Annotated in this window: 11 protein-coding genes; 9 read left to right on the top strand and 2 right to left on the bottom strand. The window is 41.4% G+C overall.

Going from position 1 to position 11598, the window contains the following annotated elements:
* Positions 1-20: 20 nt before the first annotated feature.
* A complete protein-coding gene (locus METTI_RS01835) occupies positions 21-920 on the bottom strand; it encodes a bile acid:sodium symporter family protein (RefSeq protein ID WP_023844108.1) in 900 nt (299 codons plus the stop codon).
* Between the two features lie 91 nt (positions 921-1011).
* Here METTI_RS01835 and METTI_RS01830 point away from each other — a divergent pair, with 91 nt between their 5' ends.
* Positions 1012-1686, top strand: a complete 675-nt coding sequence (locus tag METTI_RS01830; protein WP_023844107.1) for an SAM-dependent methyltransferase — start codon at positions 1012-1014, stop codon at positions 1684-1686.
* Positions 1687-1714: 28 nt separating this feature from the next.
* Positions 1715-2311 carry a DUF2119 domain-containing protein gene (locus tag METTI_RS01825; protein ID WP_023844106.1) on the top strand — a complete coding sequence of 199 codons (597 nt, stop codon included), beginning with the start codon at positions 1715-1717 and terminating at the stop codon, positions 2309-2311.
* Positions 2312-2758: 447 nt separating this feature from the next.
* Here the strand turns inward: METTI_RS01825 and thsA are convergent, their stop codons facing one another.
* Positions 2759-4393, bottom strand: coding sequence for a thermosome subunit alpha (thsA, locus tag METTI_RS01820; RefSeq protein WP_023844105.1), 1635 nt, complete (start codon positions 4391-4393; stop codon positions 2759-2761).
* Positions 4394-4609: 216 nt separating this feature from the next.
* Here thsA and dph5 point away from each other — a divergent pair, with 216 nt between their 5' ends.
* The 7 genes from dph5 to METTI_RS01785 all read left to right on the top strand — a co-directional run bounded on the left by dph5 (position 4610) and on the right by METTI_RS01785 (position 11589).
* On the top strand, positions 4610-5413 hold the full coding sequence (gene dph5 / locus METTI_RS01815; protein ID WP_023844103.1) for a diphthine synthase: 804 nt from the start codon (positions 4610-4612) through the stop codon (positions 5411-5413).
* Between the two features lie 62 nt (positions 5414-5475).
* Positions 5476-7242 carry an ATP-binding protein gene (locus METTI_RS01810; protein WP_023844102.1) on the top strand — a complete coding sequence of 589 codons (1767 nt, stop codon included), beginning with the start codon at positions 5476-5478 and terminating at the stop codon, positions 7240-7242.
* Between the two features lie 34 nt (positions 7243-7276).
* Positions 7277-7558: a DUF357 domain-containing protein gene (locus METTI_RS01805; RefSeq protein WP_023844101.1), complete on the top strand. Its 282-nt coding sequence runs from the start codon at positions 7277-7279 to the stop codon at positions 7556-7558.
* Positions 7559-7622: 64 nt separating this feature from the next.
* Positions 7623-7964, top strand: a complete 342-nt coding sequence (locus METTI_RS01800) for a DUF555 domain-containing protein (RefSeq protein ID WP_023844100.1) — start codon at positions 7623-7625, stop codon at positions 7962-7964.
* A gap of 9 nt (positions 7965-7973) precedes the next feature.
* Positions 7974-8873 (top strand): carbohydrate kinase family protein, encoded by a 900-nt coding sequence (locus METTI_RS01795; RefSeq protein WP_023844099.1) that lies wholly within the window; start codon positions 7974-7976, stop codon positions 8871-8873.
* A 126-nt stretch (positions 8874-8999) separates the two neighbouring features.
* Positions 9000-9812: a hypothetical protein gene (locus METTI_RS01790; RefSeq protein WP_023844098.1), complete on the top strand. Its 813-nt coding sequence runs from the start codon at positions 9000-9002 to the stop codon at positions 9810-9812.
* 85 nt (positions 9813-9897) lie between these two features.
* Positions 9898-11589: a type II/IV secretion system ATPase subunit gene (locus METTI_RS01785; RefSeq protein ID WP_023844097.1), complete on the top strand. Its 1692-nt coding sequence runs from the start codon at positions 9898-9900 to the stop codon at positions 11587-11589.
* Positions 11590-11598: the final 9 nt, after the last annotated feature.

Here is an 11598-nt window from a genome sequence, read left to right as displayed (position 1 = left end):
CTGTTTTTAAAAAATTAAACTCACTTACTAAACCTATATGCCAAAAACGATCCCGATATATTATGCCATATACTAAACAGAGCACCCGGAAGACCCGCCAGCGCAGAAAAATATTTCACTGCAAGTGCAACGCTCAGCCCGGAATTCTGCATTCCGACCTCAATTGCAATTGTTCTTGCATCTTTTTCATCAAGTCCCAGTTTCTTTGAAAGCACATAACCACTGGCAAGCCCGAATCCATTGTGAAGGATGACAGCAACTATCACCAGTTTTCCGGCAACGAGGATGCTGTCTTTGTTCAGGGCGATTATTATTGCAATGATGAACACGATTGTGGCTACAGATAATGCAGGGAATGCATGCCTGAAACGCTCGATATGTTTATCAAAGAATGTGTTCAGGATAATTCCAAGTGCCACGGGCACAAGTACTATTTTAACGATACTCAGCATCATACTACCAACTGCAACAGGCACTGCCTGTCCGATGTAAAGCCATGTGAGTGCAGGTGTCAGGATGAATGCAAGTAGTGTGGAAACCGATGTAAGTGTGATTGACAGAGCTACGTCTCCTTTTGCAAGATAGCATATCACATTTGATGCAGTTCCACCGGGGCAGGCTCCAAGTAGCACCATTCCTGCCATAATCTCAAGAGGGAGATTTAGTAAGTATGAAATTATGAATGCGAGAAGTGGCATCAGAATATATTGCAATGCGGTTCCGAGCACAATGACTTTTGGTCTTTTGAGCACCAGCAGGAAATCATTTGCAGAAAGGGTGATGCCCATGCCAAACATCACAACTCCCAGAAGCGGGGTTATGGCACTTTTGTATGGTGAAAAAATGGAAGGATAGATGAAAGCCACAACTGAAAGCAGAATAGCCCATACCGGGAAGAGGGAGGTGAATTTCTTTATCATTGTATCGTTCCTGAGAAACGCATCTTTTGTGAAACTTTTCGTTCAATGTGGAACTATAATATAAATAGTACGTTTCCTTATTAATTGAACCATGAGACTGGATACATATCTTGTGGAAACAGGACTCTTTAAGTCGCGAGGACGAGCCAAGACTGCCATACTCAACGGGAGTGTCAGGGTTGATGGCACAGTCATCAAAAAACCCTCAAAGGACATCAGTGCAGATTCTGAGATTGATGTCGATGAAGGTCTGGATATGCCCCGGGGCTACTTCAAGCTAAAGAGAATTCAGGATGCAACAGGTGTGATATCTCCGGGAGATCGTGTACTAGATCTGGGGTCCAGTGCAGGGGGATTCCTGATGATGGCATCTGAGATAGCCTTATCAGTAAAAGGAGTGGAGTTCAGCAGGGACTTTGACTATGAACTTGGCAAAGTTGTAAATGAAAAGGAAAATGTCACCGTGATGTTTGGTGATGTGTTCCAGATTCCTCTTAATGAAATGTCACCTGAGCATGTTGATGTGATTCTCAGTGATATGACGCTTGAGCCAATGGATTCTCTGGCAGCCCTTGAAAGAGTGTTACCGCTGCTCAGGGACAACGGTAAGTTGCTTCAGGTCATCAAAATGGGAAAAGAGAAGAACAGTAAACCCATACTTGCTAAGGTTGAATCTCTTGGCGTAAAGATACTTGATGTCCTGGAATCGGAGAGGCAGGAGATATACATAATCGCACAGAAAACCGCACATAATGTTAGAAAATAATCCAAAATGCCAAAAATGAGTTGAGAATATGTCATACAGGATACTTGGAGAAGGAAAACCTGTCAGGTTATTTGTCGCAGGCCTGCATGGTGAGGAATGGAGAGATACCTCCGATATTCTTGAGAATATAGAAGCTCCGCAAAAAGGTACACTTGCAGTAATTCCGCTTGTAAATAATGGTACTTATATCTCAACACTGGATGACAGGTATTTTTCAGAAATTGGCATTCCTATCATTGAAGCTGTAGAAGAGCTTAAACCGGAGGTCTACATTGAGATTCATTCCTACTCTGCAGAAAATCTTGAGGCTTTAACCGGTGTCAATCGGCTTAAAAGCATAGGTGTTCCGGCTTTTAGCAGACTTGACCATGATGTACTGCTGGGATCCGTAGCACCATACATCCGCAGGAAATATTTCCCACAGGATGCACTTTGTCTAACTTTTGAGATTCAGAAACAGAACCCTATCTCAAAGGAATATGCAAGAAAGATAATCAATCAGATGAAGGAGTTCACTTCACGGGATGAATTCCTTACTTGTATGCTTGAAAGGTATCCGAAGCAAGCTAGAAAAGCAATTGATGATTATAAGAAGTTCTATGGTCTTTCAGATGATCAGATATGATTATGAATTAACATAGTTACAAAAACATATTAGTTTTTTTTAAGTTCCCAGTTTGGCCAAAATGGGTTTGGAGGAAAGAAATTATTGTAATTAAAAGTTTCTCATGGCAGGATATAAATCATGCCATGAGTGAATAGTATACCATCATTGCAGCTGCAAAGGCGGTCAACATTCCGGCAAATTTACTAAGATTTATGTTGTTGTTGTAGTAGTGTTCTGTCATGATTTATCATGATATACTACATATCGATAGTATATATACGTTTCGCTATTTATCATGATTAATCATTTCTATTTTTTAGATGATATGTAATTTAGCCGCAACATATCGATTTATTACAAATGACATTTGGTCTAATCAGAAAAGAGCATAATAATGCCTGGATAATAAAGCTAAAATCAAAAAAGAATAAAAAACAAAAAAGAATTAAAAGAGGTTAAACCTCTTTACAGCATACCTGTTGCATCGTAGTTGTGTACGTTGTGCTCAGGCTTGACATCCATCATGGCCTGTTCCTTTGCACGAAGCATATCATCAACACGAAGTACAATAAGTGCTGCTTCTGATGCGGATTTGATCGCCTGTGTCTTGACTCTGAGAGGGTCAACAATGCCTTTTTCCAGCATGTCAATAACATCTCCTGTCTCCACATCAAGGCCTGCGTTCTTCACAGTTCCGTGTTTTGCACGGAGGTTAATGATTGTATCAATTGTGTCGAAACCACAGTTATCAGCAATTGCTTTTGGAAGCTCTTCTATTGCATCAGCGAATGCCCCGATTGCAAGCTGTTCACGGCCTTCAACACTAGCTGCATACTTCCTGAGTGCCTGTGCAACCTCTATTTCAGAAGCTCCGCCACCAGGAACGATGGTACCGTCCTCATAGACTGACTTTACTACGTGGAGGGCATCATCAAATACACGCTCAATGTTATCAGTAACATGCTCTGTACCGCCTTTTATGACGATTGTCATGGTTTTTGCATCTTTGAATCCCTTGATATAGGTCTTCTCCTCATGCTCATCTTCCTGCTCAACGAGTTCTGCATATCCAAGGTCGTCAGCTGTGATTTCATTGACGTTCCTTACAAGAGCTGCACCGGTTGAGTATGAAAGTACTTCCATGTCCTCATCCTTGACACGTCTTGTTGCATACATGTTAGCTTCCTTGAAGAAGTGGAGTGCATAATCTTCTATCTTCTTTGAACAGAATACAACATTTGCTCCGGTGTCAATTATTTTCTGGATGGTTTTCCTGAAGTTTGCTTTTTCCTGTTCCTTGAAGTCAAACAACTGCTCAGCACTGTCAACATGGAGCTTGGATGTTGTGTTTGTCTTTGCGAAAACAAGTTCAGTATCAATAAGAGCTATTTTTGCATTCTCAATGCGGCGTGGCATTTCATTGTGAAGTGCTTCTTTCCTGATTGAAATACCGTTGATAAGCTCGGTATCATCAAGAGTTCCGCCAACTTCCTTTGCCAGTACAATGTCCTTGTCAACATCGACCTTTCCTTCATGCTCTATTGCATAGATAGCATCAACACAGATCTGTGCAAGGTGACCCCTTGCCATTTCAGATGCTTTGCCTGTGATGGATGTGTTTGCAATTTTCTCAAGCATTTCCCTGTCAGTTTTCTCAACGGTGACTGCGTAATTCTTGAGTGTCTCAAGAGCTTTCTCGGTTGCCATTGCGTAACCTTTTACAAGGACCGTTGGGTGAACACCGGTCTCAATAAGCTTCTGTGCTTTATCAAGCAGTGCGCCTGCCATTACAACAGCACTGGTGGTACCGTCACCTGCCATCTTTTCCTGTGTCTTTGCAACCTCGACAATCATTCTTGCGGTTGGGTGTTCAATTTCCATTTCCTCAAGAATTGTTGCACCGTCGTTTGTAAGGGTGATATCACCCATGATGTTTACCATCATCTTGTCCATGCCTTTTGGACCAAGGGTTGTTTTCACAATACCTGCAACTGCTTTTGCAGAAGCGATATTCATTGATAATGCGTCTTTTCCTGTTGTGCGCTCTTTACTAGGATCAACGATGATTATTGGTTGTTGTTGATTACCATATCCTGCCATGACTTCGGACCTCCAATAGTATAAATAAATTCAATCAGTATAATTCTACATTTCCATGTATGAGTGAAACTAACTGTATGTGGTTCTATAAAAACATTGCGACTCTTATTTCCATTACTAACCACTCTGCTGTCCCTCTGGACATACATTAATGCTTCTTTAATTATTCTATGTCATTCTCAAAGCATTTATTCCATTAGGACATATCTGCGGACTATGCTTACTTTCATAGGACTGGGCCTTTTTGATGAGAAAGATATCTCCCTGAAAGGACTTGAAGCTATAAAAAATGCTGATATGGTATTTGCTGAATTCTACACATCAAGACTGATGGGTAGTTCACTGGAAGAACTTGAATCACTCTATGGAAAAAAGGTAAACCTTCTTTCAAGGGAAGATGTGGAAATATCTCCTGATTGGCTTGCTGAAGCTAAAGATAAGAACGTGGCTTTCCTCACAGGAGGCGACACAATGGTTTCCACAACCCACGTTGATCTGCGACTTCGTGCAAAGAACCTGGGTATTGAGACTAAACTTATACACGGCTCATCTATTGCCTCAGCAATCTGTGGTCTTTCATGCCTTCAGAACTATCGTTTCGGAAAAGCATCGACAATTCCTCATCCCTTTACCAGCAGTCGCGGTGTTACAGTAATATCAGAGACTCCTTATGATACTATCAAGCTTAACAAAAAGCACAATATGCATACTCTTGTTTTCCTCGACATCGATAAGGATAAAGGTTACATGACAGTGAACCAGGCTCTTTCCCTGCTTCTTCAGGTAGAGGAAAAAAGGGGTGAGAGTATCATGGAGAATGCCATTGCTGTGGGTATTGCAAGGGCAGGCTCAGAAGCGCCTGTTGTAAAGGCAGGATATGCCCATGCATTGAAGGACGAGGATTTCGGAGAGCCTTTACATATACTTGTCATTCCCGCATCACTTCATTTTATCGAAGCAGAAGCCCTTGTTGAACTACTTGGTGCACCTGCTGAGATCCTTGAAGGGCTTGATGACTGAGGGAAGATATAATAATACATAATAAACATAATAGCGAAGACCATGAATTTGAGGGATGAAAAATGGTAAGAGGTTCAGTAGGCGTTATTTTTGGAGAAACAGGAACCTTTGAGTTCAAAGTAATGGTTTTTGACAGTTCCAAAGTATACAGGGGCGCATACGTCAAAGTATGGCATGATGCGTCGTCGGAAGAGAAAGATCACACATGGGTACTTGGTCAGGTAATGGCCATAAAACGATACAGTGATTCATTTTCTATCGAAGAGGCAATGAAGGGACAGCGTGCAGATAAAAGTGATGACAAGATCGTTGCTGAGGTAATGATAATCGGTTCCAGAGATGAGATCGGAATGCTGCGTGCACCGGTGATACCTTTCAGTCCTGGAAGCCCCATTTTTGCAGCAGACGAGGGACTTACAAGATCAGTGCTCGGACTTACGGGGAACGAAATGAGTATCGGTATGCTTGAAGGCACTAATATTAAAGTGCAGTTGAGCGTCAATAGTCTTGTTCAGAAACACTGTAGTATCCTGGCAAAAACCGGAAGTGGAAAATCATATACTGCATCCGTGCTGCTGGAAGAGCTGCTTGATCACAATATTCCAATGCTTATAATAGATCCGCACAGCGAATATTCATCTTTGAAGGTTGAAGGTGAAGGCAGTCCTGAAGATTTCAAGCGGTTTGGTGTAAAACCCAAGGGTTACGGGAAAAATGTAACAGTATATACTCCTGCAAGCAAGGCAATCAATCCCGATGCAGATGAGTTGTTCAGGCTCAATGGTATGAATCTTACTGTCAAGGATCTGACGTCGGTCTTCCCTGATAATTTCTCAACCACACACACTGGTATATTATATGAAGCAATTCAGAAACTACGTGCTGAGATGGAGACATACACGATTGATGATATTATATTTGAGGTTGGTAACGATAAAAGCAAGGCAAAGTGGATTGTTATCAATGCCCTTGAACAGATAAGGGATACAAATATCCTATCCCCTAATCCAACTTCCATAAGCGAACTTTTCCAGAAAGGAAAAGCTGCAGTAATTGACTTCAAGGGAGTTGCTCCCGAACTTCAGAGCATGATTGTTGCCAGTCTTTGTTCCGGTCTTTTTGAGGCACGTAAGCTCAACCAGATCCCGCCTGGTATGCTCGTTGTTGAGGAAGCACATAATTATGCTCCTGAAAAAGGTTTCAGTAAAACCACCAGTACTGACATTCTCAGGACAATCGCATCAGAAGGTCGTAAGTTCGGTCTTGGTATGATGGTTGTTTCCCAGAGACCTGCAAGAGTTGACAAGAATGTTCTCTCTCAGTGTGGAACTCAGGTTATAATGAAAGTCACAAACCCCAACGACCTTAAGGCTATAAGCAAGGGTCTGGAGGGTGTAACTTCCTATGTTGAGGAAGAACTCATGCGTTTGCCTCCGGGTGTTGCCATGCTTGTTAGCAATGAAATTGAAAGGCCTGTGCTTGTTGATATCAGAATAAGAAAATCCAAGCACGGTGGTGAATCTGTCAATGTTCTCAAGGCTGCACGGACTCCAACTCCACCACCACCACCTGAGTTAGTAGCAGGTCAAAGTCATGAACCGGTAGTTCCAACTTCGGTACGCAGGCCTGTGCCCGCTGCAACTACAGTGGAATCACATGAACACGATGTTCTGGATATTCCGGTAGTTGATTCTCCGACTCAGGACACAAATTTCACACCTCCTCCAAAAAGACAGCCATCAAGACCACCACGCGTTGAAGCCACAAACGGTGAGGAGTCTGAGGGCGGAGGAAAGCTCTTTAAAAAGCTTTTCAGGGCGAACAGATAATAACTATGAATTACGTTGAACAGGGTGATCTTATATGGCTGCTGACCTGAATGAAAAAGTTAAGAGATATGAGCGACTATTAAGGGAAGCTCTGGAAAAGGCCAAAGTTGCCCCGATTCCACAATCTCATATGTATACGGTAGCCGGAGATTATCGTAATATGGCAAGTTCATACTATAATGATGGTCTTCATTTTGTTGAAATTGATGACCCTGTCAATGCCCTTGTCTGTTTCAGTTACGGACATGCATGGCTTGACGCAGGAGCAAGACTTGGCCTGTTTGATGTCGACGATGACGTGTTGTTTACAATATGAAATATAAGTTCTATTAAGTTATATTTAATTGAAGAAGAAATGAAGTTTAAATTGGAGAGATATAATGTCAAATTATCATGTTACACTTGAAGCCGCCTGGTTGGTTAGAGACGTAAAATCCGCAGATGATGCAATTGGTGTTGCAATTTCTGAAGCAGGAAAACGCCTGAATCCTAAACTGGATTATGTGGAAGTAGACATCGGAACAACTTTCTGTCCTGCATGTGAAGAACCAATTACCAGTGTTTTCATTGCTGCTAACACCGCAATTGTTGGTCTTGTTCTTGAAATGAAAGTATTTGATGCTGAAAGTCCGGAGCACGCAGCCAGAATTGCAAAATCAGTTATTGGTCGTGCATTAAGAGATGTTCCTCTCGCTGTTGTGGATGTAGAGGAATTCGAGTAAGGTGTTAACATGGACCGGGTAATAACTGTTGTAGGGCATGCAGCTATTGATCTCCTTTTTGATGTAGAAAATATTGCAGTCCACAATGAATCCCATCCTATAATAGATTACAACCAGTATTATGGAGGTGGAGCTGCCAATATTGCAGTTGCAATAGCAATACTTGGAGGAAATGCTCAGCTTATATCCGCAGTGGGAGGAGATTTTGCTTCATCTGGATATGAAGCTGAATTTGAAAAATTCGGTGTTGACCTCTCACTTCTCTACAGGTTCCCTGAGCATAAAAGCACAAGAGCCTTCGTGTTCACTGACAGGGAGCACAACCAGAGTACATATTTCCACTGGGGAGCATCCATAGAGCTTAAAGAACTGGAGCCACCGGAAGTTGATTTTGTACACCTTGCAACATCAGATTCAACATACAACGCAAGGATTGCTAAAAAGGCAAAGTTCGTTTCATTTGATCCGGGACAGGACCTTGTGACTTATTCTAGGGAAAATCTTGAAAGCATCCTTGAAAACACCAACATTCTCTTTACAAACAAGCATGAGATACAGCGTGTCTGTGAGATGACCGGGAAATCAATGGACGATATTCTCAGCATGATCGAAACAGTTATTGTAACTTACGATGCAAGCGGCAGTAAAATTTATAACAATGGAACTGAGGTAACAATTCCTGTAGTTACCGTGAAAGCACTTGACCCGACAGGTGCAGGTGACGCTTACAGAGCCGGTTTCCTTCTTGCTTACACACGTGGATACCCACTGGAAGTTTGTGGTAAGATTGGTTCCACAGTTGCTTCTTTTGCTGTTCAGAGTATCGGATGCCAGACCGACCTTCCAACATGGGATGTCATGAAGGCACGTTACGAAGAGAATTTCGGTAAACTTGAACTTCCGGCTTAATTGCGGGATAGTTCATTTTCTTTTCTTACTTTTTAAGTAGTCTATAGTTTCAACATTAATAATACATAGTTAATTTATTCTATAAAGTTTTAAATATTTTTGAATACTACATTTCTTCAAATTTATGTGGAGTGGAGTAAAATAACATCTGATAAGACAGCACTTTCCTTAATTGCAATTGTATTTGTCATATTTACAATTGAGGGGCTTTTCTATGCTAGTTTCCTGGGAGAAGATGGAATCATCAACGATGTAGATTATACTATAGCTGAAGAAGATGCACAAGCACACTGGGATGAGTATAAAGCTGTAACAGTTAATGTCGACAATCTAAGGCAAGCGCTTGATAATGGTAATCTTAGTCTCAAGCTATTGGATGAGGATGTAAGTATTATAATTTTTGAATCTGACAAAGCGGATGGTTACTACCGTGGATATGCCAATGGTGTAGCAGCCAATCAGGCTGAATTCTCCTTTGGTGAAAATGCTTTTTCATGCTATGTTGATCTTGGTACGCACTCTTATCAAATAGCACCTTCATGGGATATAGTAGACAACAAAATGATTTACGCTGTTTACATGACCGATTATAAGAAAGAGGAACAACGGCATGAAGAGTATCCTATCGACCCACTGACTTTTGAGATAAGCAATGAGGACAATCTGAAACACAATATTTCAATTGAGGTATTCAATCCTTCAAGCTCATTGATATTCAGTGAGGAATATTCAATATCCCCGGGTGAGGTAATAGTATCTCCAGATATCAGTGAATTTCTGGGAAAACACCGGTATGTTGTAGTACTTGATGGGGATTATGAATTTGAGGAATCTGCAACTGTGGCACGTTCTACGGGACTTGGTTCATCTGAGAAATTATACTTTAATTTCATTAACAATTCTGAATATCCTATGGAAGTGGGAATTGAAGTAGCTTGAATATTTGATAAGCAAATCTGTTTCAACATATTTATAATAATAAAAATCAAAGACTTTTTATATACTAGCGATTATATAATAATCGATGATGGAACCTCAGGATCTAATTATTGATGAAAAACTTCTTACTGAAAACGAAGAAGTCCCCATAGATGATAAAAAGTCTTCCAGATTATCTACTCTGGTTACTGATATCAAATCAGGAATTAATTCAATAATTCATCCACGTACAAGACTTCCTGATTATGATCCTGAAATACACGGTCTGCTGGTGGAATTTGAAATTCCTGACGGATACCAGGAGGTTGAACGTTACTGGGTAAACGAACCTTATTCATTCATCAGCATACTGGAAAAGGGCAACATCTACTATTATCACGTGGTCGAGCCAACGCTGACCTTATATGAAAAAGATATTCTTGAAAGGGTGTATGACGATCTTCAGGATATTCTGAGTCTTGGTGGTGTCAGCACAGACAGAAATAAAGAAACTGTGCTGATGGAAAATGCACTCGCCCTTTTTAACAGGTATCATGCGAGCCTGGAAATATCTTCAACCTACAAGATATTCTACTATCTTAAACGTAATTTCCTTGGCCACGACCGTATAAACTCACTGATGCTGGATCCGGGCATAGAGGATATTTCATGTGATGGGATAGAAGTCCCGGTTTTCATGTATCATAATAAATACCGCAACATAAAGACAAATATTGCTTTCAGTGAAGAGGAACTCAATTCGCTTGTAATAAAGCTCTGCCAGAAAAGCGGTAAGCACATCTCTGTTGGCGAACCGATGGTTGATGCAACTCTTCCTGATGGTTCACGTCTTCAGGCAACCCTTGGAAAAGAAATCACAACAAGGGGAAGTTCTTTTACCATAAGGAAGTTCCGTGGGGATCCAATTACTCCTATTGATCTTGTGAATTATAACACCTGTAACATTGAAATGATGGCCTATTTCTGGCTTGCAATGGAAAATGGAGATTGCGCCATATTTGCAGGCGGTACCGCATCAGGAAAAACATCCCTGCTTAACGCAGTTTCACTCTTCATCCCTCCATTGTCAAAGGTAGTCTCGATTGAAGATACCAGGGAACTTACACTCCATCATGATAACTGGATAGCAGGAGTTACACGCAAGCCACTTAATGTGAACAGTTTGGGTGAAATATCCATGTATGACCTGCTGCGCTCAGCTCTCAGGCAGAGACCGGAATACATACTTGTAGGAGAAATCAGGGGTGAGGAAGCTCTCACACTGTTCCAGGCCATATCCACGGGACATGCAACATATTCCACAATGCACGCAGGTGACGTTCAGACTGTTGTCAACAGGCTTGACAGTCCACCACTTAATGTTCCACATGTAATGCTTCAGTCACTTGATATCCTGAGTATCCAGATGCAGACATTTGTGAATAATAAAAGGGTTCGCAGAACACAGAGTCTTGTGGAATTTACAGGTATAGATGCCAAAACCGGTTACATCCGCATAAACGAACTCTACCGATGGGACCCTATTAGTGACACTTTCATTAAGACTGGGGATTCGTACACCCTGAACAAGGTTATGGTTGCAAGAGGCTGGGACAGGAATAAACTTGCAACTGAACTGGATAACAGAGTCCGCATTCTTACTTATCTCCGAGAGAAGAACATGAGAGATTATGTAAGGATTTCACTGGTAGTACAGGCTTATGATGCAAATCCTGAATCTGTTATTGAAGCCATAGAAGCCGATACATTTCAGACAATGATAGAACAGAACATGTAGGGGAATCTG

The organism is Methanolobus tindarius DSM 2278, from assembly GCF_000504205.1.
In the GTDB taxonomy this organism is placed as follows: Archaea; Halobacteriota; Methanosarcinia; order Methanosarcinales; family Methanosarcinaceae; genus Methanolobus; species Methanolobus tindarius.
This window is presented reverse-complemented; position numbering and strand designations above follow the sequence as displayed.